At 68.1% G+C, this 23173-nt stretch carries 19 protein-coding genes and 1 pseudogene; 8 read left to right on the top strand and 12 right to left on the bottom strand.

Annotated elements, in window-relative coordinates:
• The 4 genes and pseudogenes from ASF22_RS14730 to ASF22_RS14715 all read right to left on the bottom strand — a co-directional run.
• Positions 1–409, bottom strand: a pseudogene (locus tag ASF22_RS14730) (helix-turn-helix domain-containing protein); the annotation flags it as partial.
• 178 nt (positions 410–587) lie between these two features.
• Positions 588–1100 (bottom strand): winged helix DNA-binding protein, encoded by a 513-nt coding sequence (locus tag ASF22_RS14725; RefSeq protein WP_056265675.1) that lies wholly within the window; start codon positions 1098–1100, stop codon positions 588–590.
• A gap of 164 nt (positions 1101–1264) precedes the next feature.
• Complete coding sequence (locus tag ASF22_RS14720) at positions 1265–1732, bottom strand: DUF6163 family protein (protein ID WP_056174363.1); 468 nt, start codon at positions 1730–1732, stop codon at positions 1265–1267.
• Between the two features lie 13 nt (positions 1733–1745).
• Positions 1746–2810, bottom strand: a complete 1065-nt coding sequence (locus tag ASF22_RS14715; RefSeq protein ID WP_056265671.1) for an enoyl-CoA hydratase/isomerase family protein — start codon at positions 2808–2810, stop codon at positions 1746–1748.
• Positions 2811–3004: 194 nt separating this feature from the next.
• Between ASF22_RS14715 and hemB the strand changes: the two genes are divergently transcribed.
• The 4 genes from hemB (at position 3005) to ASF22_RS14695 (ending at position 5860) form a co-directional block, all read left to right on the top strand.
• Positions 3005–4063, top strand: a complete 1059-nt coding sequence (gene hemB, locus ASF22_RS14710; protein WP_056174358.1) for a porphobilinogen synthase — start codon at positions 3005–3007, stop codon at positions 4061–4063.
• Positions 4060–4434, top strand: a complete 375-nt coding sequence (locus ASF22_RS14705) for a hypothetical protein (protein ID WP_056174356.1) — start codon at positions 4060–4062, stop codon at positions 4432–4434. The genes hemB and ASF22_RS14705 overlap by 4 nt, the downstream gene beginning before the upstream one ends.
• A gap of 89 nt (positions 4435–4523) precedes the next feature.
• Positions 4524–5006 (top strand): RDD family protein, encoded by a 483-nt coding sequence (locus ASF22_RS14700; RefSeq protein WP_056265668.1) that lies wholly within the window; start codon positions 4524–4526, stop codon positions 5004–5006.
• Between the two features lie 107 nt (positions 5007–5113).
• Positions 5114–5860, top strand: coding sequence for an arginyltransferase (locus ASF22_RS14695; protein WP_056174352.1), 747 nt, complete (start codon positions 5114–5116; stop codon positions 5858–5860).
• Here the strand turns inward: ASF22_RS14695 and ASF22_RS14690 are convergent.
• From ASF22_RS14690 to ASF22_RS14660, 7 genes are all read right to left on the bottom strand, one after another.
• Positions 5829–7991, bottom strand: coding sequence for a helicase-related protein (locus ASF22_RS14690; RefSeq protein WP_056265665.1), 2163 nt, complete (start codon positions 7989–7991; stop codon positions 5829–5831). The two genes, ASF22_RS14695 and ASF22_RS14690, sit on opposite strands and share 32 nt — an antisense overlap.
• A 77-nt stretch (positions 7992–8068) precedes the next feature.
• On the bottom strand, positions 8069–9601 hold the full coding sequence (locus ASF22_RS14685; protein ID WP_082483735.1) for a DUF2252 domain-containing protein: 1533 nt from the start codon (positions 9599–9601) through the stop codon (positions 8069–8071).
• A 144-nt stretch (positions 9602–9745) separates the two neighbouring features.
• Positions 9746–10141, bottom strand: coding sequence for a hypothetical protein (locus ASF22_RS14680; RefSeq protein WP_244474299.1), 396 nt, complete (start codon positions 10139–10141; stop codon positions 9746–9748).
• Between the two features lie 203 nt (positions 10142–10344).
• On the bottom strand, positions 10345–11697 hold the full coding sequence (locus tag ASF22_RS14675; RefSeq protein ID WP_082483734.1) for a TolC family protein: 1353 nt from the start codon (positions 11695–11697) through the stop codon (positions 10345–10347).
• Positions 11698–11960: 263 nt separating this feature from the next.
• Positions 11961–12485, bottom strand: a complete 525-nt coding sequence (locus ASF22_RS14670; RefSeq protein ID WP_056265657.1) for a MaoC family dehydratase — start codon at positions 12483–12485, stop codon at positions 11961–11963.
• A gap of 30 nt (positions 12486–12515) precedes the next feature.
• On the bottom strand, positions 12516–13709 hold the full coding sequence (locus tag ASF22_RS14665; RefSeq protein WP_056265654.1) for a beta-ketoacyl-[acyl-carrier-protein] synthase family protein: 1194 nt from the start codon (positions 13707–13709) through the stop codon (positions 12516–12518).
• Entirely contained in the window at positions 13706–14053 is a 348-nt protein-coding gene (locus tag ASF22_RS14660; protein WP_082479396.1) for an acyl carrier protein, read from the bottom strand. The genes ASF22_RS14665 and ASF22_RS14660 overlap by 4 nt, the downstream gene beginning before the upstream one ends.
• Positions 14054–14770: 717 nt before the next feature.
• On the opposite strand from ASF22_RS14660, the gene ASF22_RS14655 reads away from it, so the two are divergent.
• The 3 genes from ASF22_RS14655 to ASF22_RS14645 are packed head-to-tail and all read left to right on the top strand — an operon-like array spanning position 14771 to position 19217.
• A complete protein-coding gene (locus ASF22_RS14655) occupies positions 14771–15658 on the top strand; it encodes a hypothetical protein (protein ID WP_056265652.1) in 888 nt (295 codons plus the stop codon).
• Positions 15655–17082 (top strand): HlyD family efflux transporter periplasmic adaptor subunit, encoded by a 1428-nt coding sequence (locus ASF22_RS14650; protein ID WP_056265649.1) that lies wholly within the window; start codon positions 15655–15657, stop codon positions 17080–17082. Before ASF22_RS14655 ends, ASF22_RS14650 begins: the two co-directional genes overlap by 4 nt.
• The gene (locus tag ASF22_RS14645) at positions 17082–19217 is read left to right on the top strand and encodes a peptidase domain-containing ABC transporter (protein WP_056265644.1); all 2136 of its coding nucleotides are present in this window, start codon (positions 17082–17084) and stop codon (positions 19215–19217) included. Before ASF22_RS14650 ends, ASF22_RS14645 begins: the two co-directional genes overlap by 1 nt.
• An 87-nt stretch (positions 19218–19304) precedes the next feature.
• Here ASF22_RS14645 and ASF22_RS23210 read toward each other — a convergent pair whose 3' ends face one another.
• A complete protein-coding gene (locus ASF22_RS23210) occupies positions 19305–22061 on the bottom strand; it encodes a PAS domain-containing protein (RefSeq protein ID WP_082479397.1) in 2757 nt (918 codons plus the stop codon).
• Between the two features lie 354 nt (positions 22062–22415).
• Here ASF22_RS23210 and ASF22_RS14635 point away from each other — a divergent pair.
• Positions 22416–23173: aldehyde dehydrogenase family protein (locus tag ASF22_RS14635; protein ID WP_156647757.1), on the top strand; the 758-nt coding region annotated here is incomplete at its 3' end.

Raw genomic sequence — 23173 nt, 5'->3', positions numbered from 1 at the left:
ATCCTCGCACAGGATCTGGGTCAGATCGCACAAGCGCCAGCGGACCACGCCGTGGGCGGCGGGTGTCGGCCCCTGTTCGACCAGGGCCCTGAGAACCTCGCGCTGCTCGGCGTTCAGGCGCGGACGGGAACCCGGGGCCTTGCCGTCGATCAGCCCGTCCGGGCCATCGGCGTTGAAGGCCACGACCCAATCACGCACCGTCTGCAACCCGACCCCACCGATCTCGGCCGGCTCCGAGCACAGACCGCCCGCGGCGATCACCGACAGCGCTAACAGGCGGCGGGTCTGGGCCGGGTCACGTGAACCCTCGACCAGGACGCGCAGGGCCTCGGCATCAAAATCCGTCCGCAGCGGCACCGGAGCAGCCATCGCATCCTCCTCAGGCTCCAAAACCAGAGGACAGAATCATGGCCCAGATAGCGACGCTAACCCCGCGTGAGTCTCGCTCAACGAGGCTTGGTATAAGTTGGTGGCTGACAACTCCCAAAAACCTGTAACGGAGCTGTAACGGAGACCCCGTGCACGCAGAAGCACCCGGCAGCACCTACGTGCCACCGGGTGAACCGCTAAGTGATCAGGGATGTTGACTAAAGCCGATAACGAATCTGATCGGTCCAGAAACGCTCGAGCCGGCTCAGAGCCACGTTCATCCGGCCGAAATCGTCGTCCGAGATGCCGCCGATGGGCTGGATGGTGCGGGCGTGCTTGTCGTAGAGGCTCTGGATGATGTCGTGAATCTGCCGGCCCTTGTCGGTCAGGCTGATGCGGACGGAGCGGCGGTCCGTGGTCGAGCGGGCATGGTGGAGGTAGCCGGCCTCGACGAGTTTCTTGACGTTGTAGGAGACGTTAGAGCCGAGGTAGTAGCCCTTGGTGCGCAGCTCGCTCGCGGTGAGCTCCTTGTCGCCGATGTTATAGAGCAACAGGGCCTGGACGCTGTTGACGTCCTCACGATCGCGGCGCTCGAACTCGTCCTTGATCACGTCGAGGAGGCGGCGGTGCAGGCGCTCGACGAGGTGGAGGGCTTCGAGGTACGAGCCGTGGACGGAGCCGGCTTTGGAAGCAGTATTGGTGTCGATAACCTTGGCTGCCTGGGACTTCATCGCGGGCCTCGTCAGATGTTCGGGTTGCAGGGCCGGTGTTCGTTGCCACCGCTCATGAACCCAACCTAGGCGCCACGGATGAAAGACGGTTTAAGCGATAGGATGAATTTGCGATTTACCTCTGTCGGTAAATGCAAGATGAAGTGATTGTCGTAAGGTCTCGTTTACCGGATTTCCCGCGCGGCCAGCCAGGACAAGATGAAGTAGATCACCACGATGCTTGCCTGAAGTCCAAGATAAGGCACCGACATCGGCAGTAGATGCGGTGTGAGGATTGCGAGCGTCAGGGCACTGCTGGCCGCGAGCAGCCACACCACGCCGCCCCACGCGCTCGTCAGCCACAGGCCCACCGCCGCCATGGCGTCGATGACGGCGAAGTAGACGATCACCGTCTGGCGGGTCACCGGCTCGGCCTCGAAGGGCCGCGCGCCCGGCAGCACGTCGAGGATCGACGCCCAGGTCGCCACCGCCTTTGCGAGCCAGACCAGGGCGGTCAAGCGCATGAACCACACCAGCACCACGTCCCATCCGGTCTGGTGCGGGCGCGGCGAACGCTCGATCCGGTCGCCGCCGACCTCGCTCGCGCGCCCACGGCCATCCCGCGTCGCGCCTACCTTCGTCAAGCTCCGCACGGCCGGTCTGTCCCTATGGTTCGGTTCGCGGCGCAGGGCCGCCGGTAGGGTCGAACGCGCGCGCGATGGCCGCGTGATCGACGGCGTCGAGGCTGGCCGGCTGCCAGGCCGGCGCGCCGTCCTTGTCGATGAGAGCGGCGCGTACGCCTTCGAAGAAGTCGTGTCCGTGCATCAGGAACGCGGCCAGCCGGGTCTCCGCGGCGATGCACTCGGCAAAGCTCAGGGTCGCGCCGCGCCGCATCTGCGCATGGGCGATGCACAGGCTGGTGGGGGAACGGCTCCGCAGCAGAGCGGCAGTGTCCGCCGCGAAGGTCGAGCCCTGTGCCGCCGCACCGTCGAGACGAGCGAGGATATCGGCCACGCTCGGTTCGCCGAAGCAGGCGTCGATGAGGGCGCGCTCGGCGACCATCGGTCCCGTGGGAGGCGGCGCATCCGCGTGCGCCCCGAGGACCGCATCGATACTGTCTCCCTCGCCGAGCGCTGACACGATGGCATCGAACCCGTCCGCGCGGACATGGTGGGTGGCGAGGCCGAGGGCGAGGGCGTCGCCAGCCCCGATGGTCGCTCCGGTGAGCGCAAGGTAGGTTCCGGTCCGGCCGGGCAGGCGCGGCAGAACGTAGGTCATGCCGACATCGGGGAAGAAGCCGATGCCGACTTCCGGCATGGCGAAGCCGTACCCGTCCGAAGCGACCCGGTAGCTGCCATGGACGGAAAGCCCGTTGCCGCCGCCCATGACGAGTCCCCCGATGAGGGAGACGATGGGCTTCGGGTAGGATTGGATGAAGCCGTCGAGGCCGTACTCGCCGTGCCAGAAGGCATCGACCTCCGTGTGTCCCCCGGCTTTGGCGGAGGTGTAGACGGCGCGTACGTCGCCGCCGGCACAGAAAGCGCGTTTGCCGGCGCCGCGCAGGACGATCCTGGTGACGGCGTCGTCGGTCTCCCAGACGCTCAACTGCGCATGCATCGCCCGGATCATGTCGAGCGTCAGGGCATTGAGGGCGCGCGGTCGATTCAGGGTCACGAGGCCTACCGCCCCGTGCCGCTCGAACAGAATGTCCGCCTCGCCTTCGCCCGCCATCGTCCGCCTTCTCTGTTTCCGGTCGGGTCGCTTTAACGGAGTTTCGGCCCTGTGCGTCAATCGCCGGGTGAAACCGCGTGCCGATCGCGCTTGTGGCAATGGGCCGGGTTTCGAAGGCTTTTGCGGATGTGGTAGTCCGGCTGACCCCGCGTTCCGGCGACGCCGCGAGTTGCAAAGCCCGAGTTCCAAAGCCCATGCCCGACGAATTGCCGACCCCGCGTCCCCTCGCCGTCGAAGCCGCGGCGGAGAGCGCCCGCCCCACGGGCCTCGGCATCACCCAGCGCCCGCGCCGCAACCGCAAGGCCGCGTGGTCGCGCCGCCTCGTGCGCGAACATACCCTCACGGTGGACGACCTGATCTGGCCGCTCTTCGTCATCGAGGGCTCCGGCCGGCGCGAGCCCATCGCGTCGATGCCGGGCGTCGAGCGGCTCAGCGTCGACGAGATCGTGCGCGCGGCCGAGGGGGCCGCGCGGCTCGGCATCCCGGCGATCTCGTTCTTTCCCTACACCGAGCCGAGCCTGCGCGACCCCACGGGGTCCGAATCCCTCAACCGGGACAACCTCGTGTGCCGGGCGGTGCGGGCGGTCAAGAAGGCGGTGCCCGAGCTCGGCCTGATGACCGATGTCGCCCTCGATCCCTACACAAGCCACGGTCACGACGGGCTGCTGCAGGACGGCGCCATCCTCAACGACGAGACCGTGGCGCTTCTCGTCGAGCAAAGCCTGATCCAAGCGGAGGCGGGGGCGGACATCATCGCACCGTCCGACATGATGGACGGGCGCGTCGGCGCCATCCGGGCCGGTCTCGACCGGGCGGGATTCCGCGATGTTCAGATCATGGCCTACGCGGCGAAATACGCCTCCGCCTTCTACGGCCCCTTCCGCGATGCCATCGGCACCCAGGCGGCCCTGATCGGCGACAAGCGTACCTACCAGATGGATCCGGGCAACTCGTCCGAGGCGCTACGCGAGGTCGCCCTCGATCTCGCGGAGGGGGCCGATTCGGTGATGGTGAAGCCCGGTCTGCCCTACCTAGACATCATCCGGCGGGTGAAGGACGAATTCGGGGTGCCCACCTTCGCCTATCAGGTGTCGGGCGAGTACGCGATGATCGAGGCTGCGGCCCGAAACGGGTGGCTCGACGGCGAGCGCGCCATGGTCGAGAGCCTGCTGGCGTTCAAGCGCGCGGGTGCCGATGGCGTGCTGACGTATTACGCGCCCCGCGTGGCCGAGCGGCTCCGCGCCGGGGCGTGAGACGGGTCGGCTTCGGACTCGCCGCTCTCGCTCTTCTCGCGGCCTGCGAGAGTTCCGTCGACCGGCAGCGGGCCACCCTCTGCCGCCGGGCGGTCCCGGCCCTGGCGCCACAGGGCACCGTTCCGAAGATCCTGCGGGTCGGCAGCGGGCCGACGCCCGCCGATCTCCGGGTCGATTACGCCGTCACCGGGCAGGCCACCCAGGCCGCGCGCCAGCGCTGGATCGTGTGCGGCTTCGGACAGGGGGCCGAACTCCTGACCGTCATCACCGAGCATGGACCCCTGAACGGCGCGGCGCTCTACCTGCTGAAGCAGTATTACTTGAACACGCCGGAGGCCGCCGCCGCCGATCCAGGGGCGTCGGCTCCCTGACGCGTCTCTCGGACCGGTTGATCTTGAGATTCGGTAGTCCCGCGCCCACTTGGAAATCACCGAACGCCGCCCCGCCCGAGGAGCGCCCCATGCTCGAATACCCCACCGGTACCGTCGACCCCACCCGGACCGCTTACGGCGCCCCCCTCGCTCTGCCCGTGATGCGGGCGAGCCTCGGCGCGCGCGTGGTCGCCTACCTGCTCGACATCCTGTTCATCTTCGGGTTCACGGCCCTCCTGACTCTCCTGATCACCGTCGTGGGCGCCCTCACGTTCGGCCTCGGCTGGACCTTGTTCGCGGTGCTGCCGGCGAGCGGCATCCTCTACAGCGCCGTGACGGTCGGCGGCGCCGGCCAGGGCACCTGGGGCATGCGAATGATGGGCCTGCGCGTGGTCAACCAGACGGGCACGCGGGTGGATATGATCACGGCGGCGATCCATGCCCTGCTGTTCTACGTGGCGATCTCGACCTTTCTGCTCTGGGCCCTCGACATCGTCATCGGTCTGGTGCGTCCCGACCGCCGGCTCGGCCACGACATCCTCCTCGGACTCGCCGTGGTGCGTCCGGCCTGAGGAAATTCCGCGCGCGAGCGTTTCCGGGTGTTGAGCCGGCCGATGTTGTCGATACACTCGACGTTCGGGGCGCATGACGCGCCGCGAGGCCGCGAGCGACCCACAGCGTGACGAGTCATTCCCGCGACACACCGCAATTCTACCTGACGGCGCCGTCCGCCTGCCCCTACCTGCCGGGGCAGGAGGAACGGAAGGTGTTCACGCACCTCGTCGGGCGCCGCGCCCGCGATCTCAATGAAATCCTGACCCAGGGCGGCTTCCGTCGCTCGCAGACCATCGCCTATCGCCCGGCCTGCGAGACCTGCCGCGCCTGTATCTCGGTTCGGGTGGTGGTAGACGATTTCACCCCCTCGGCGAGCCAGCGCCGCATTCTCCAGCGCAACGCCGACCTCGTCGGGACCCCGGAGCCGAATCGCCCGGCGTCCGAGCAATACGCCTTGTTTCGGCGCTACCTCGATGCCCGTCACGGCGATGGAGGCATGGTGGACATGACCGTCCTCGACTACGCCATGATGATCGAGGACAGCCACGTCGACACCCACCTGGTGGCCTATCGCCGACGCGGGCCCGACACGGCGATCAACGGGCGCGGCATCGGCCCCACCGTCGCCCTCTGTCTCACGGACGTGCTCTCCGACGGTCTGTCGATGGTCTACTCGTTCTACGATCCGCAGGAGGCGCCGCGGTCGCTGGGCACCTTCATGATCCTCGACCACATCCGCCGCGCCCGGGACCTCGGCCTGCCCTACCTCTACCTCGGCTACTGGGTCGAGGGCTCGCGCAAGATGGACTACAAGGCGAAGTTTTTGCCCCAGGAACGCCTCACCGGCCCTGGCTGGCAGCGGGTGGACTGAGCGCTTTGTTCTGCGCGCGCTGCGTGACCTTCAAGGTCGCCGTCTCCCGCAATGTCCGCTCGATGGACGCATTCGCACGCTCGCGCACGCCGCGCATGGCGGCACCATCGTCGAAGGTCTCGGGAAAGCGCCGGGCGAGCCACAGGTAGGCGCTGGCGAGCCGCACGGTGCGTTCCTGATAGGCGAGGTCCCCGTGCGGGTCGGCACGCAGGGTCGGCACCGTGGCGTTCAAGGTTCGGGCCTGAACCCAGCGCTCGACGACCCCCACGGCGATGGGGTCGCGCCGGTCGATGGGCGTCACCGCGAAGGCAAACTTCTCGCGGATCGGGAGTGCGGCGCGATCCACCGCCTCGGCCGCGCCCAGGAACTCTTCGAACGCCGAGGGCTGGAACGGCGAACCGTCGTAGAACGTCGCGCGGGAGAAATGCGCCATCACGGCGCTCAGGGAATCGGTGCCGAGTTCGCTGGCCGCGGCTTCGATGGCGGCGAGATCCGGCCGCACGAAGAAGCGGGTGTCGGCGGCCGGGGCCGTCGGCGCTCCCGACAGGGCATCGCGGATCGGTCCGAGGCCGTCCTCGTCGGTGGCGGCGACGTAGCCCGCCTCCTGATGGCCGAAGCGGCCGGCGCGGCCGGCGATCTGGCGGATCTCGGCGTTGGTCAGAGCACGCTCCTCGGTGCCGTCCCACTTGCGAACGGACGCGAAGATCACGCGCTTCAGGGGGCCGAGGTTGAGGCCCATCCCGATGGCGTCCGTGGTGACCAGCACCTCGGCCTCGCCATCGCGAAAGCGCCCGGCCTCGGCGCGGCGCACCTCCGGCGACAGGGCGCCGTAGATGGTCGCGACGGACCGCCCGGTGGCCACCAGGATCTCCCGGTTCTCGTGCACGGCCCGGCGCGAGAACGCCACGACGGCGTCACCCGGTTCGACGGCTTCCAGGGGTACGGGCGCGTCGAGGGCGACCAGCGGCGTCTTGCGCGTGAAGGTGACCACGTCGAGGGATTCGCCGGCCGCCTCCGCCGCTCGGCGCACGGCCGAGAGGGCGTCTTCAGCGCCGCAGACGATGACGAGGCGGGCGGGAATGCCGAACAGGGCGTTCGTCCAGGCCCAGCCACGGTCGGGGTCGGACAGCATCTGGATCTCATCGATCACCGCCACTTCGATGGGCCGGCGGAGATCCGCGGTCTCGATGGTGCGTGCCGTGTGGGTCGGGTCGGATTCACCCAGGATCTCTTCGCCCGTCACCATGCCGGCGCGCAGGCCGCGCGCCGCGAGGGCCTCGTAATTCTCCAGGGCCAGGAGCCGGAGGGGTGCGAGGTAGGTACCGGTTGCGGCTTTCGCGAGAGCCTCCAGGGCCGCGTAGGTCTTGCCGGAATTCGTCGGCCCCATGTGGAAGACGATGCGGCGGCCGAGACGCCGGGCTGCGGCGAACTTGTCGATGTAGGAGCCGAAGCCCGCCCGGTCGCGCAGGCGCCGGGTCCCGGAGGCTTCCTGCGCCACCACCCGCCCGCGGGCCCGCACGACCTTCAGGGTGTCGAGGATGTGGGACGCCACATCCGGCCCATCGGCGAAGACCCGCGAGCGCAGGGACCGGTCGAGATGGGCGATGTAGGTGACGGCGTCGGCCCCGGTCTCCGTCATGTCGGCGCTGATCTGGTCGCGCAGCCGCAGGATGGTCCGGTTCAGTGCTCCACGGGTACGGCCGGCGACCTGGGTCACCCGTGCGCGCAGGGTGTCGAGCGCCCAATCCGGATCGTTCCCGAGGGCCATCTCGTCGAGGATCTCGGCGGCCGCGGCATCCGGCGCCGTGTCGATTCGCAGATCCAGGCGGTTGTCGTCGAGGAGCGGGCACAACACCCGTATCTGCCAGCGCAGGGCTCCGTCCGGATCAGCCTCCGCGCGCAGGGCCGGAATCGCCTGAGTCAGGCGCGGCACGCCTTCGCGGGCGAAGGTCCGGCGCGCATCGGACGCCTGGAGGGCATGGGCGACGGCCGCGTCTTCGCAGACGCCGCCGCGTTCGGGCAGGCCGAGGTGCTCGCGCAGGGCCTCCCGGTCCACGGCGCCCGCCGCGATGCCGAGCCGGTGCAGGGCGTCGGCGAGAAAGTCAGTGGTCCGGTGAATGCGGCGCGCCATGCTCCACCCTTCCGGCGGGGCGCCCGAGAATCAAGCGCTCCGTGCCGCCCCGCCCACCGGTAAGGCCCGACGGATCGTCACAGATGCGGATCGGGTGCCGCCTCGAGGCGGCCGTCCGCGATGGCCGCGAGAAAAGTCTCGTAGTCGGCCTGGTTGCGCTCGCCGTAGGCGCTGGCCCAGTCGGCCAAGGCCTCGCGCAGGTCGGCGTGGCGGTCCTTGCCGCAATAACCCGCGATGGCGGCGGCATCCCCAGTCCGGGCATGGGCGCGGGCGAGGAGCGCGCCGTAGGCCCAGGAGAAGTACAGGAGCGGCTGACCGGTCATGCACGACACCGGAATCTCGCCCTTCATGTTCTTCATCTGCCGCACGTAGAACGGCCGGTCGGCGATACTGGTCCAGCCGAGCAATGGGTCGCCCACCGCCTGGAGCAGGCGCTGGCCGTAGATCACGCGCTCGCCCTCGTGGCTGGCATAGGGCTCGGGCATGCCGGGCAAGTAGGGGGCATGTGCCGGGCGCACGGCTTCCTTCACTTGCAGGAAGAGCACGTCCTGGTCCGAGTTGCCGCACAGCAGGGCCACGTAGGCGCGGGTGCCGACGCTGCCGACGCCCACCACCCGGTGGGCGACGTCGACCACGTGGTAGCGGCTCAGCATGAACCGGCGCTCGCGCGGTAGGGTGTCGGCGTAGTGCTCGAGCCCGCTGATGATCGCCTCACGGGTCTCGTCGTCGACGCGGGTGAGGATCGGCGGGTCCTCGCGGAACCGCCAGCCGCCATCGACGCGGCGCTCGCCGACCCGTGCGAGCAGGGTCTGGTTGGTGCGCTTGCGGGCTTTCTCCACGGCCTTGCGCACGACACCCTGCGATTCGCCGTCGATGCGGATGCCCGAGAAGTCGAGGTTGTCGGCGCGTGCGGCGTGCTGCCAGACGTCGAGGGGGCCCTGGGGCGCCAATTCCGTCATGGTGTGCTGGTACCCGCCCACCGCCGCCACGACCGCGGCGCGGCGCTCGGCCGGGGCCACGTGATCGCCGCGGGCCGCCACCTCGATGCTGGCGACGAGGCGCTTCAGGTCCCATTCCCACGGGCCGATGGTGACTTCGTCGAAATCGTTGAGGTCGAGCACCACGTCGCGCTGGGGCGTGCCGAACAGACCGAAATTCGAGATGTGGGCGTCGCCGTTCATCGCCACCATGATGCCGCTGCGAGGCGACTGGGCGAGATCCCAGGCCATCACGTGCGCGGCCCCGCGCAGGAAGGCGAACGGCGAGCTCGCCATGCGCGCCACGCGCAAGGGGACGAGATGGGGCTGGCGCCCCTCGTGCGCGGCCTCGATGAGGGCCACGGGATCGGGCCGATTCTCCGGGAGGAAGAGCGGTGCATGGCTCTCGTGCGGCACGTTATCCCGCAGGACCTTGCCGGCGGCACGACGCTTCTCCCAGGGCTCGCCGGCACCGCGCAGATCGATCCGGGGGTAGTCGGCCAGGGGTTCGAGGACGACATCCTCGGCCGCTTCCGCGTCGGGCACGCGCTCTTCCGCCGCCCGGACTTCGGGGCCTGCGAAGGCTTCGGCCTGCGGGTGATTCCGCTCGATGAAGTCGTTCGACCGTTCCATGTTCGCAACCCGTACTCGCTGTGCCGAGGACAACCGGAGCCTCGGCACATCGTTGCCCCCAGGGGGATTAAAGCGCGGCCGCAATCCGTATGGGCGGCCGTCCGCGATGTCGCATCCGTAGGGGTATCGCTTCGACGGCACAGATCAGGGTGGTGTCGGCGGCACGGCCTGAGCGTCGAGCCATTCCCTTCGCGTCGCGATGAGATGCTTGAGCCGTTCGGCACGCTTCTCCCGGCGTTCGCAGCCCGAGCCATCGGGGCAATCGAGGGACCCGGCATGACCACCCTCGAAGACGCTGACAAGGGCCAGAACCAAGCCGACGAGGGTCAGGACCGCCAAGACGAGGAAGGGCCAGGCGAGGCCGATTCCCACGAGGACGGCAAGCGCGACCTTGAGACCAAGGGAGGCCGCGAGCTTGAACTTGACCAGGGCCACGAGGGTCGCTCCCGTCCCGAGGGTGCCGCGCAGGCCGCGCAGGAGTCGGACTCGCAGGCGCCGGCGGGCCGCCAGCGCCTCCAGGCGGCGCAACTCCCGTGTCACGCGTCGGACCGAACGACCCGTCCCGACCTGCTCGCGCCCCCGCATTCGATCTCCCGGCTCCGCTTCGTCCGCCGAGCGAGGATACACCGAGGGCCACGCGCCGGAAGAGCCCGGCCCTCTCTGGCGACGCCTTCCCGCCGGGGCCGTGCGGCCCAGGTTCCGCGGCGCGAATCCTGCGCCCGCGCGTCGCGCGCCCGCAGTCGCTAAACCCGAAGCCGGTTTATGGCGGAGGCGAGGGAATACGTGATCCTGTCGCGCTCGAATTCGATGTTGATCTTGGCGACATTGGCTTCGGTCAATTCCGCCAGGGTGTTCAACAGATCGACGATGGTCATGGAGCCGAGGCGGAGCTCCATTTTCCGGCCGAGCACGGCGTCCTCGATTCTGCGCACGCGTTTGGCCGCAAGCTTCGTCTGGACGATCAACGAGGTGCGCTGGACGAAGGCGGTGGAGGCCTGGGTCAGGACGGTCCGCTCGAGATCGAGGGCTTCGAAGGACCTCTGATCGGCGAGGGCGTGGCCGCGCGCCACGTCGGCGAACTCACCGGGGTCGTAGATCGGGATGCGCGCCTGCAGCATCGCCGACGTATCACGGACCTTGTAGGGATAGTTCGAGACGGCGCCCTGGCGCGTATGCGCGAAGACGAAGTTCAGTTGCGGCGAGAAGCGCGCATAGGCGACCTTGGCGCTGGAGGCAGCCGAATCCGCATTGAGACGGGCAGCGAGCAGCCGCGGATTCGTCTGCAGCAGGGTGTCGCGCAACTCATCGAGGGACCGGGGCAGCAACGCGCTCGGGATGCGAGGCAGGCCCGACGGGTTCGCCGTCGGACCGGCGAGGCGCGCCAGGGCGAGTTCCGAGGCAAGCAGGTTGGCTTTCGCCTGTTCGTGCGCAGCGATGGCGGCGGTGACCCGCGATTCGGCCAGGGCCGAGTCCGCCAGGGTGGCGTCGTGGACCTCGAGCTTCACGGCGACGCTCTTGGCGACCTTTGCCACGTCTGCGATGGCGACTTGGCGCAGACGCAGGATGGTGCGGTCACGCAGGACGGCGAGATACGCGCTCGCCGTGTCGTACAGGATCTGCTGAGTCTTGTCGTTCTGGAGCTCCCGGCCGGCGGCGGCAGCGCTTCGTGCGGACTCGAGATCGTGGTAGCGTCGCAGGCCGTCGAACAGGGGCAGGGAAAGCTGGAACGCCTCGACCTCGGGCTGGCGCCGCGGCACCGTGTCGATCCCGATGGGCGCTTCGGGCGTGCTGGTGAAGTCCGGCGAGTACCGGATGTTGCTGTCGAGGCGGTGGGTGACGACGTAGGCCGCCGTCGGCAGGAAGGCTTCGTAGCCGCCGAGAACCCGGGCCTCCGCCGCTGCCTGACGCGCATCGTCGGCCTTGCGGTCGTAGCTGTCTCGCAGGGCCCAGTGCATCGATGTGTCGAGGGTTTCCGCGGGCGCCGGACCGGCGAGGAGCAGAACGCCGAGCATGCCGTACCGCACTGAGCGGCGCACCCCGCCACCAAGGGTGCCGCACGGGCCGCCGTTCGCCCCTGCCCGCTCCGTCCGATCCATGTTGAAATCCAGTCGCCCGACATGCGCTGCGTGTCGGTCGTGAATAGACTGTCAAGGTTAACCGGCGATGAAACTCATACCGTTCACAGGCGCGCAATCCAGTCAAGATAATCAACTAAGTCTTTTCATGAAAATCATACTGTGAAAGATAAAAGTTAATTTCGTTCTAGAAATTGTCCCGGCGCAGAAGCGGTTTTCTACCGGTGGTCGGGCTGAAGTCTCGTCCGGTCGACAAGTGGACAAGATGATTTTTCGACTGTCCATCACGCCTCGTTGAGTATCAGCATGATGGACAGGTCGGCGGTCAGTGCGAATACCGGATCGGCCGCAGAGGGACCCGGCGGCCGGCACTCGATGGCGACCGTGATCCGCAGGGCGGCCCTCCCCTCCGGCAGGACGCTGACACCCGCGAGGGTGAACACGCCGCGAATCGCGTGGTCGACCCGGACGGGGGCCAGCAGGCGAACCTTGTCTGCACCGAGGTTGACCATGAGGCGCACCGCCGGATGGGGTGGAAGTGCCGCCGCCGCGAATGTCCCCACCATGGCGAGGGTCAGGTAGCCATGCGCAATGGTGCCGCCGAACGGCGTCTCTGCGGCGGCCCGGACGGGATCGACATGGACGAACTGGAAATCCCCCGTCGCCTCGGCGAACCGGTCGATCCGCGTCTGGTCGATCACCACCCAGTCGGAGGTGCCGATGGTTGTTTTGACCCGCGCCCTCAGGGCGTCGAGGTATGCCGCAGGGTCGGGTGAAAGCGTTTCCGGCGGAGTCACGTGCGCGTTCATGGCTGTCTGGTCCGATGGCGGGCGAAAGGCTCAGGCCGTCCGGAAGATCAGGCTGGCGTTGAGACCTCCGAAGGCGAAGGAATTCGACATGGCGACGGGGATGGGCATCGGCCGGGCCACACATGGGATGGCGTCGAAATCCAGCGCCGGGTCGAGTTCGACGAGGTTCGCCGTCGGCGGCGCGATCCCGCGTTCCATGGCCAGGATCGTGGCGACGGCCTCCAGGGCCCCGGCCGCACCGAGGGCGTGTCCTGTGGCGCCTTTGGTCGACGAGACCGGCGGGATGCGCCCCGGCCCGAACACGTCCGCCATGGCGTTGCCTTCGGTGAGATCGTTGGCGCGCGTGCCCGTTCCGTGGGCGTTGATGTAGGCGACGTCGTCTGGCGCGAGGCCGGCATCCGCGAGGGCGGAGCGCATGGCTCGGGCCATTCCATCGACGGTCGGCGCGACGATGTCGCCCGCATCGGCGTTGGAGGCGAAACCCGCGAGCGCGACCGATCGGGTGATCCCCCGCGCACGGGCGTGGTCGGCGCGCTCCAGAACGAGGATCCCCGCTCCCTCCCCGACGACGAGGCCGTCGCGGTCACGCGAGAACGGGCGGCACCGGGTCCGGCTCATGATCTTCATGGCATCCCAGGCCATCAGGGTGCCGTGCGACAGCGGCGCCTCTGTCCCGCCCGTGATGGCGATGTCGACGATGCCGGCGCGGATCATCTGCGCCGCGAGCCCAATGGCGTGGGTTGCCGACGCGCAGGCACTGGCGATGACGAAGCACGGTCCCTTGGCGCCGAAGGCGAGGGAGACCCAACTCGCCGAAGAACTCGTCATCGCCCGCACCACGGAAAACGGGTGCGGGCGCTTGCCGTCCTTGAACAGGCGCGAGTATTGCGCGTCGAGGCTGGTCAGGCCGCCGCCGCCATTGCCGAGGATGACGGCGACGCGTTCCGGCGCCACCGCGTCGAGGCTCAGCTTCGCGTCCGCCATCGCGGCCTGTGCGGCGGCAACGGCGAGGATCGCGCTGCGGTCGCAGGCCGCCTGCGAGGCGAGCGGCAGGCGGGAGAAATCCGCGGTCTCGTCGATCTGCGCGACCACGATCCCCGAATCCGGCAGGGCGCGGCTCGCCGAGAACACGTTCTGTCCCGAGACGAGGCTCGTCCAGAACGTTTCCGTATCGAGCCCGCCGGGGGCCGCGACCCCGAGGCCCGAGACCACGACGGCGGTCACGCCAGCTGGACCTTGGACATCGGAGCGATGTCGGCGGCGGTGGTGGATTTGGCGGCCTGGGATTTCTTCGCCGCCAGTCCGGCCCGGATCATCTCGGCGACGTGTCCGACGGTGAGCGTACCGGTCTCGCCCGAATTGGCGTTGAAGCTGACTTCGATTCCGAACCGGTCCTCGATCTCGAAGACCAATTCGACCAGATCGAAGGAGTCGACCTGAGCTTCCGCCATGGTGGTGTTGGCGTCCCAACCTGTTCCTTCGGTCTTCAAATGGGTGCGGAAGATTTCGAGCAGGGTGGTCTCGATCTCGTCTTGGGCAGCGGCGGGGGTGGATGACTGCGTTACCATTGGTGGGCCTCGCAACTCTGAAGGAGGCTCAAATATCAATCCGGTCTTTGAATCCGCAAGTCGCGGTTCGTATTCTACAAAATCTATCCCTCTTGATGGTAAATTCCGGAAATAGTCTCGGGTGGTAACCATTGGCCCGGCACCGTAGTTTGACTGCATTGATGCGGCCCCGGGTGCTGGGTACGGTTTGTCCATGGCTGAACAGCAGCCAGCCGGCAGCCTCAAGGTCAGGCCGGGTTCGATCTGGAGTATCCCCATGAAGAAGCTCAATCTCGCCGATCTCAAGAAGGTCTCCGGCGGTACCAAGCCCGTCGACTGCAAGCCGGCCCCGGCCCCGAACTGCCCGCCGTCCAAGGGCGCCGACTGCTCCTAAGCCGACTCGCCGGCCCGCCCGGTCGACTGACTTCGCTACCCTCTCATTCAGGACATGCATCCCATGAAGAAGCTCGCTCTCACTGATCTCAAGAAGGTCTCCGGCGGTACCAAGCCCGTCGACTGCAAGCCGGCTCCGGCCCCGAACTGCCCCCCGTCCAAGGGCGCAGACTGCTCGTAAGGGCGGCTCGGACCGGTCTCGATCGGGATCAAATCGGGCCTCGCCGCCGAAGCCTCGATCACGAATATTGATGGAACGCCGCCCGGGATGCCCGGGCGGCGTTCGCACTTAAAGAACTGTCAACGCAAATCAGTCTATTGCCCGTGGATGGACTGGACCCGGCGATGAACGACGTCACCCCTCTACAGTTGCGGGTCGCCGCCCTGCCGCTGAGGCTGCGCCGCCGCGCCCTTCGGACCCTGTGGCTCGCCCAGCGGGTGACGCGCCGGCTGCCCGCACGCGGCGTCGCGCCGATCCTACGCCAGACCTTGCGCCTGCCCCGGGCCGAAGCCAGTCGCCTCGCTGCCGAAACCGCGTTTTCGGACGACCTCTACGGCCTCGAGTGGCTGTCCCTGGTGACCCGCTCGCACGCCGACATCGTCGCCGACTGGCAATCGGTGCGGTTCGCCGATCCGGAGCTCATCCGCCGGGTGGCGTCGAGCGGGAAGCCGGTGATCCTGGCGCCGCTCCACATGGGCTGCTTCGCCCTGCCCTTCGCTCGCCTGATCCACGACTTCTTTCGCGATCGGCGGATGCTGATCCTGCGGGCGCGCGAGGACCGCGCCGTCGAGACCCGCGTCATGCAGCGCATCTCCGAGATGGGCATGGAGATGCGGTTCCTGAACGTCCGCGACAAGCAGGATTACATCGATGCGATCCGGTTCGCCCGCACCGGGTCCGTCATCGTGTCGTTCGTCGACCTGCCGGCGAGCTACGGTGGACCCGTCGAGACCACCCTGTTCGGCCGACCGATCCGCCTCGCCATGGGCATCGACAGCCTCGCCCGCCTGACGGAGGCGGCGGTCCTGCCGCTCTCCATCACGTCGGATTGCGCCGGCGACACGGTTCGTTGCGGTCAGCCCTTCGAGGTCGCCGATAGCGGTCCGGAGACCAAGGCACGGGTGACGAGTCTGGTTCGCCGCCACATCGAGACCTCGGTGCTGACGGCCCCCGCCCAATGGTTCATGTGGCCGCGCCTGCACGAGTTTCTCCACGAGGGCGGACAGGCATGACCTTCGACGTGACCCGGGCCGGCCCACCCGAGGACGACACGACGCAATCCCCGGCTCGGAGCGTCGAGGCCGCTGCCGCCCGCCATATGGTCCGGGCCGAGTCCGATGCGCGTCCCGTCGACGATGATCCGCCGGAGGCACAGCCGGAGGAGACCTCCGGGAATCCCGATGACGGGCCGATGCCCGGCATCGTCCAGAATCCCCGCATCGTCCAGACCATCGATCTGCGTCAGAACCGAACCGCGACTCTGGCGACGGGGCTCGTGGCGCTGACGGTGTGCACGGTGATCGGCGGCCTGTGGTTCGGTCACTTCGCCCAGACCGAAACCGTGCGGGGCACGGTCGCGGCCACGGGCGGTTTCGCCCGCCTCGATGCGCCCCGGGCCGGCGTGATCACCAGGATCTTCCTCAACCAGGGCGATCCCGTGAAAGCGGGCCAAGCGGTCTACGCCCTGCGCATCGGCTCTGCGAGTTCCGGTGGGGAATCGGCCGTGGAGGCCGAGATGCGCAACCTCCAACTCTCCCGCAAGGGCCTGCAGGACGAGGTGGAGCGGGCCGACGCGTTCATTGCCCGCGCGACGAAGCAGCAGGCGCAGATCGCGGCCGACCAGGAGGTGTTCTATGCCGGCCTCGCCGAGCAGGCGCAGCGCCATGCCGCCGCGACGGAGAAGAGCCGCGCCGTGGTGCGCCGGATCGCCGCCTACATGCGCGACGGCTACGCCACCCGCGACATGCTCGAATCGCACGAGCGCGGCACCTTCGACCTGGAGCGCCAGCTCTCCGACCTGCGCCTGAAGCGCCTCGAAGTGCAGCGCCAGGATTCGGAGCGGCGCCGCGAGTTCGACCTCCTCGTCGCCACCAAGGTGTCGCAGAAGGCGAGCGCCCAGAACCAGATCGAATCCACCGACAGCCGGCTCGCGATGCTGCGCACGGAGACCGCCGTCGAGGTTCAGGCCCAGAGCGCGGGCGCCGTGCTGGCGCTCGCCGCCAAAGTCGGGGATTCGGTCAAGCCCGGCCAGTTCGTGGCCGCCACCGGCGAGCCGAACGCCGCCCCCCTCGTCGTCGTCGAGGCCCCGGCCCGCGCCGTCGGCCTCGCCAAGGTCGGTCAGCGGGTGATCATCAAGTACGATGCCTTCCCGTTCAAGACCTTCGGCATCCAGCACGGGACCATCACCTACATCTCCACCGCCGCCGTGCGCGGCCTCGCGGGCGAGGACAAGCCCGATATCGGCCTGGATCCGCGCCCGGTGGAGCGCCAATCCGCCTACCGCATCGAGATCCGGCCCGACCGGCCCGACGTGGACGCCTATGGCGAGCGCATTCCCGTGAAGATCGGCTCGACTCTTTCGGCCGATATCGTGGTGGAGCGCCGCCGCCTGCTCGATTGGGTCCTCGATCCGATCCGAGCCTTGAGGGGACGCTGATGTTCGGCCAATCGGTGTTCGGCGGGTTCGGCGAGCGCAAACGCGCCGTCCGGACCGTTCTGCAGAACGAAACCATGGAATGCGGGCTCGCCTGCCTGGCAATGGTCGCCAACGCGCACCGCCACGACATCGACCTGCCCTACCTGCGTGCGCTGTTCCCGCCGTCGCAGGAGGGCATGACGTTCGCGGAGATCGTCGAAGTCGCCGGCCAGATCGGGCTCGACGCGCAGGGCTTGGCCATTTCCAACACCGGCGAGTTGTCGAAGCTCGCCTGCCCGGCGATCCTGCACTGGAACGGCAACCACTTCGTGGTGCTCGAGAAGGTGGTGCGCGGCACGTTCCACGTTCACGATCCGGCCTTCGGCGAGCGGCTCTACGCCCGCGAGGACATGGAGCACCATTTCGGCGGCATCGCCCTCGAGTTCGAGCGGCGGGTCGATTTCGAGGCGGTGAAGACGTCGCGAAAGTCCCTGTTCTGGGCGGTCCTGCGCTCGTGTCGGGGCATCGAGCACACCCTGGCCCTCATCACGGTGCTGTCGTTCTCCGCGACCCTGTTCGCCCTGGCGACGCCGATCTTCCTGCAGACCGCCGTCGACAGCGTGATCCCGCAGTACGACCTCGACCTCCTCACCGTCGTGGTCATCGGCCTCATCCTCTTCAGCGCCCTCGACGCCCTGTCGCGCTGGCTTCGCGACCTGGTGGCCCTGCGCTCGGCGACGCTGTTCGAGATTCACTTCACCCGCAACATCGTCTCCCACGCCTTTCGCCTGCCGATGACGTTCTTCGAGGCCCGGCATCCCGGAGACTTCGTCACCCGCGTCTCGTCGGTGGACCAGATCAAGACTTTCCTCGTCGGCGGTTTCGTCTCGTCCATCGCCGACGGGACGATGTCGATCCTGCTCGTCGGGATGATGTACTACTACTCGCCCAGTATGGCGTTCGCTTCCGTGGTGACCCTGGCGGCCGCCATCCTCGTGCGCTTCGCCACCTATCCGGGTATCGCCCGCAGCACGGCGCTCACCCTCGAATCTCGCTCCGAGGAGCAGGCCCGCCTGCTCGACGGCCTCGCCCAGATCCGCGCCCTCAAGGTCGGCAACACCACGAACTTCTTCGGCTTGAAATGGCTGGAGAACTTCACGCGGTTCGCCAATTACGGCTACCGCGCGAAAAAGCTCTCCATCGACGCGGATCTGTTCCTTCACCTGATCTTCATGCTCGGCACCGTCGCGACCCTGTTCATGGGCGTGACCGAGGTGATGAAGAGTACCCTGTCGGTGGGTGTGCTGTACGCGTTCTTCGCCCTGCGGGCGTCGTTCTTCACCGCCATGAACACTCTGATCATGAGCCTGCTGCAGATTTCGGTGATGCGGGTCCACTTCGCCCGCCTGGACGACGTGCTGAACGAGAGCCCGGAGCCGGCGAGCGCCGGCCTGCGCATCGACCGTCTGATCCGGCGCAGCGTCAGCCTCGAGGAGGTGTCGATCCAGTTCGGCCGCCGCGGCCGGCCGCTCATCGAACCGTTCGATCTGACCATCCGCATCGACAAGCCCGAGACCATCGCCATCGTGGGGCCGTCGGGCTGCGGGAAGTCGTCCCTGCTCAAGGTCCTGTCCAGCCTGAACGTCCGTGCGACCGGCCGGATGATGGTGGATGGCAGCCCCCTGGAGGAGTTCGGCATCCACGAGTATCGCGCCAATATCGGCTGCGTCTTCGCCGACGACCGCGTGCTTGCCGGCACCGTGATCGAGAACCTGTCCCTGTTCTCGCCCGACGTCACCCACAAGCAGATGAAGGCCGCGCTGTCGGTGGTGGGGCTACTGGAGGAGATCCAGTCCCTCCCCCAGGGCTTCGCCACGCTCCTCTCCGACGAGAGCCCCCTGCTCTCCACCGGCCAGCGCCGACGGCTCATCCTCGCCCGCGCCTTGTGCCGCCAGCCCCGGCTGCTCCTCCTCGACGAGGTCACGGCCAACCTCGATCCCGTGTCGGAAGAGGCCCTGATCCGCGCCCTGATGGCGATCCCGGTGTCGAAGGTCTTCGTGACCCACAGCGCTCACCTGCTGCCGTTCGCCGACCGCATCCTGCAGGTGAAGGACGGGCGGCTGCAGCAGATCGATGGGTTGAAGCGGGCGGCGTGACGCCGAACGCCCGCACGGCTTGCCCCCCCCGGGGACCCAATGGAATCTCCGGCGGGTGCTGCGCATGGCATCGTGAAATGCCCGGGGTCAGACGGTCCTGGCGATGAGATCCCTGATGCGGGATGCAAGCGTCTCCAGTACGAACGGCTTTGTCAAAACCTGCATTCCCGGGCGAAGGTATCCGTTTCCCAGGACCGCGTTCTCGGCGTAGCCGGTGATGAACAGCACCTTCAGGTCGGGCCGCCGATCACGTGCCGCGTCCGCCATCTGGCGCCCGTTCATGCCACCCGGTAGCCCGACATCCGTCACCAGCAGGTCGATCCGGACATCCGACTGCAGGATCTTCAGACCGGCGATGCTGTCGCCGGCCTCGATGGCGGTGTAGCCGAGATCTTCCAGCACCTCCGTGACCAGCATGCGCACCGACGGCTCGTCGTCGACGATCAGCACGGTCTCGCCCTGGCCCGCACGCTCGACTTCGGGGGGGCGTCGCGTGACGTCGGCCTCGTCGGCCTCACCGTAGTGGCGCGGCAGGTAGAGGCAGACCGTCGTGCCCTGTCCGACCTCCGAATAGAGCCGGACCTGTCCGCCGGACTGGCGGGCGAAGCCGTACACCATCGACAGGCCGAGCCCGGTGCCCTCCCCCATGGGCTTGGTGGTGAAGAAGGGTTCGAACACCTTGGCCATGAGGTCGGCGGACATGCCGCTTCCGGTGTCCGTCACGCAGACGCTGAGATACTGACCCGGCGGCATGTCGTGCTGGCGGGCCCCGGCCTCGTCCATCCATTTGTTGGCGGTCTCGATGGTGATGCGGCCGCCGTCCGGCATCGCGTCCCGGGCGTTGATGCACAGGTTGAGCAACGCATTCTCCAACTGGCCCGGGTCGATCAGCGCCGGCCATAGGCCCGCGAGACCCACGACCTCGAGTTGGATCGCGGGGCCGACCGTGCGCCGGACGAGTTCCTCCATGTCGTTGACGAGACGGTTCACGCTCGTCGGCTTCGGGTCGAGGGTCTGGCGCCGGGAGAAGGCGAGGAGCCGGTGGGTGAGCGCGGCGGCGCGCTTGGCGGCTCCCTGCGCCACCGTCATGTACCGATCGACCTCGGTGAGCCGCCCCTGCGCCATCCGGGTCTGCATCAGCTCCAGGGAGCCGGAGATACCTGCGAGCAGGTTGTTGAAGTCGTGTGCCAAGCCGCCGGTGAGTTGGCCGACCGCCTCCATCTTCTGCGATTGCCGGAGAGCCTCCTCGGTTCGTTCCAGGATCTCGGCCTGACGTTTGGCCTCGGACACGTCGCGCACGGAGGCGTAGATCAGGCCGTCGCGCGGCACCGCGTTCCAGGACAGCCACACGTCCGTGCCGTCCCGGTGGCGGTAGCGATTCTCGAAGGTGAGTTGCGGCTCGCCGCGCGCCAAGCCGGCTGCCGCCGCGAGGGTGGATGCCACGTCGTCCGGATGCACGAAGTCGAGGAACGGGCGCGCCTTCATCTCGGCCTCGCTCCATCCCAGCGTCCGTGGCCAAGCCGGGTTGAGGCTGACGAAGTACCCGTCGAGGGTGGCGACGCAGAGCAGGTCCGAGGAGGCCTGCCAGACCTGATCGCGCTCCGCGGTCCGCAGCGCGACCTGGCGCGCGAGTTCGGATTCCGTCTGCTTGCGTGCGGTCACGTCGTGCACGAACACGTGGAAACCGTCGACGGTGCCGGCCGGGTCCCACCGCGGCAGGTAGCGGATCTCGGCGACGCGATGCCGCCCGTCGCGTTGCGGCCAGTCGAGTTCGAAGGTCACCGATTCGCCGCCCAGCGCCCGGTCCATGTAGGGCTTGCGGGTGGCATAGGCGTCCGGTCCGAGGAGGTCCCTCACGTCCCGTCCGACCACGTCCCCCGCCGGCATCGAGAACCAGTCTTCGTATGCCCGGTTGGCGAAGCGATAGACGTGGTCCGCGCCGATGAAGGAGATCAGGACCGGCAGCGCGTCGGTGATGAGACGCAATTCGCGTTCACCGGCTTCCGCGCGGGTCTCGACGTTCCGGCGCTCCGTGATGTCGGAGAAGAAGATGGCGACGTGGTGTGCGGCCGGATCGCCGGTCCGCAGGGCGCGCACGTCGAACCAGCGCCCGAACACGTCCGCGTAATGCTCGAAATGCGCTGGTTCGCCCGTGAGGGCGACGCGGCCGTAGGTGTCGAACCAGTGGCGTTCCAGGTCGGGGGCGAACTCGCTCACCCACCGGCCGGCGACATCGGCCCCCGTCTGCCGAACGAAGGCGGGATTGGCTTCGACGATTCGGTAATCGACGGCGTGGGTGCCCGCGAACTTCATCGCGACGATGCAGAAGCCGACCTCGATGCTCTCGAACAGGGTCCGGTAGCGCGCCTCGCTCGCCCGCAAGGCGGTCTCCGCCAAGGTGCGCTCGGTGACGTCGTGCCCCTCGACGAAGATGCCGACGACGGTGCCCTGCGCGTCGGTGATCGGCTGGTAGACGAAGTCGAGGTAGCGTTCGTTGACCGGACCGTCGGCCGTGGCCTGGACATCGAACCGCGCGCCCGTCGCCTTGTGTATCCGGCCGGTGCGGAACACGTCGTCGAGGAGATCGACGTAGCCCTGCGCCGCCGCGTCCGGCAAGGCCTCGGCCACCGTGCGACCGACCACGTCGCGGTGGTCGATGGCCCGCTGATAGGCGGCGTTGGTGAGGGTGAATCGGTGCTCCGGGCCACTGAGCAGGGCGATGAAGCTCGGGGCCTGCTCGAACATCTGTGCGAGCGAGCCCGACTGGGCACGCAGCAGGCGCACTTCGGCTTCGAGCTGCCCGCGGGACAAGGTTTCGGGGTCCGGAAGGGATAGGGCCTGCATGCGGACCGGGTTAGCCGGTGATTGTGTTATGCGCGAGGGCGTCCGGCACGATTACCGGCGATGATGCGAGCCATGACATTCTGGCGACGCCGCCGCTTGGAATCGCCCGGGGTGAACTCCGCCGCCTCGCGGCGTTAGCCATCGGGGGCGGGAAAGCTCGGCACGCCCACGAGCGGAAACCACCGCCACCCGTTTCGGTCCGTGGCAACCGTCTTCGGCACGCCGCCTGCCCCGCGGCCGCGCAGGGACATGAACATTTCCTGACGCGGGTGTCGCGACGTTCCGTCGAAGGCATTCCCTTTGCTCTCGATCCGCCGGTTCGCGTATCTCCCAGAAACAGGACACCAGACAGCCATGCCCACCGCAATCCACCACTTCGTCGGCGGCCGGACCGTTCCCGGCACCGGTACGCGAACCGCCCCCGTCTACAATCCCGCCACCGGCGAGGAGACCGGCCGGGTCGCGCTGGCCGACGCGGCGGATGTGAACGATGCGGTGGCGGCCGCGAAGGCGGTCGCCCGCGACTGGGCCCATACCACGCCGCTTCGCCGGGCGCGCATCCTCAACGCATTCCTGCGCATCGCCGAGGAGCGCATCGACGAGCTCGCGGCCCTCATCACCGCAGAGCACGGCAAGGTGTTGTCCGACGCCAAGGGCGAGATCCAGCGCGGGCTCGAAGTGGTCGAGTTCGCCACCGCAGCGCCACAGCTCCTCAAGGGCGAAGTGACGGAGAATGTCGGCACCCGCGTCGGCAGTCATTCCCTGCGCCAGCCCCTCGGCGTGGTCGCCGGCATCACCCCGTTCAACTTCCCCGTCATGGTACCGATGTGGATGTTCCCGGTGGCGCTCGCCTGCGGCAATTGGTTCGTGCTGAAGCCCTCCGAGCGCGATCCCTCACCGGCACTCCTGGTCGCCGCCTGGCTCAAGGAGGCGGGCTTGCCGGACGGTGCGTTCTCCGTCGTCCACGGCGACAAGGAGACCGAGTTTGATCCTCCCCCGCTTTCACGGACACCTTTGATACGCTCCTTGCGGGCCGGGAAGGTGTTTGAGGGCCAAGACGAGACGCGAGTTCACCCCCGAGTTCAAACGCGCGGCGGTGGCCCTGCTGGACA

It is taken from the genome of Methylobacterium sp. Leaf87, from assembly GCF_001422775.1.
Taxonomy (GTDB): domain Bacteria; phylum Pseudomonadota; class Alphaproteobacteria; order Rhizobiales; family Beijerinckiaceae; genus Methylobacterium.
The sequence above is the reverse complement of the archived record's forward strand: the minus strand, read 5'-3'. Positions and strand labels throughout refer to the sequence as shown.

Coding starts and splice junctions, on each gene's coding strand:
- ASF22_RS14725 (WP_056265675.1), bottom strand. CDS start 1,100: ATGAAGTCCCAGGCAGCCAAGGTTATCGACACCAATACTGCTTCCAAA.
- ASF22_RS14715 (WP_056265671.1), bottom strand. CDS start 2,810: ATGGCGGGCGAAGGCGAGGCGGACATTCTGTTCGAGCGGCACGGGGCG.
- hemB (WP_056174358.1), top strand. CDS start 3,005: ATGCCCGACGAATTGCCGACCCCGCGTCCCCTCGCCGTCGAAGCCGCG.
- ASF22_RS14700 (WP_056265668.1), top strand. CDS start 4,524: ATGCTCGAATACCCCACCGGTACCGTCGACCCCACCCGGACCGCTTAC.
- ASF22_RS14690 (WP_056265665.1), bottom strand. CDS start 7,991: ATGGCGCGCCGCATTCACCGGACCACTGACTTTCTCGCCGACGCCCTG.
- ASF22_RS14685 (WP_082483735.1), bottom strand. CDS start 9,601: ATGGAACGGTCGAACGACTTCATCGAGCGGAATCACCCGCAGGCCGAA.
- ASF22_RS14675 (WP_082483734.1), bottom strand. CDS start 11,697: ATGGATCGGACGGAGCGGGCAGGGGCGAACGGCGGCCCGTGCGGCACC.
- ASF22_RS14670 (WP_056265657.1), bottom strand. CDS start 12,485: ATGAACGCGCACGTGACTCCGCCGGAAACGCTTTCACCCGACCCTGCG.
- ASF22_RS14660 (WP_082479396.1), bottom strand. CDS start 14,053: ATGGTAACGCAGTCATCCACCCCCGCCGCTGCCCAAGACGAGATCGAG.
- ASF22_RS14655 (WP_056265652.1), top strand. CDS start 14,771: ATGAACGACGTCACCCCTCTACAGTTGCGGGTCGCCGCCCTGCCGCTG.
- ASF22_RS14650 (WP_056265649.1), top strand. CDS start 15,655: ATGACCTTCGACGTGACCCGGGCCGGCCCACCCGAGGACGACACGACG.
- ASF22_RS14645 (WP_056265644.1), top strand. CDS start 17,082: ATGTTCGGCCAATCGGTGTTCGGCGGGTTCGGCGAGCGCAAACGCGCC.
- ASF22_RS23210 (WP_082479397.1), bottom strand. CDS start 22,061: ATGCAGGCCCTATCCCTTCCGGACCCCGAAACCTTGTCCCGCGGGCAG.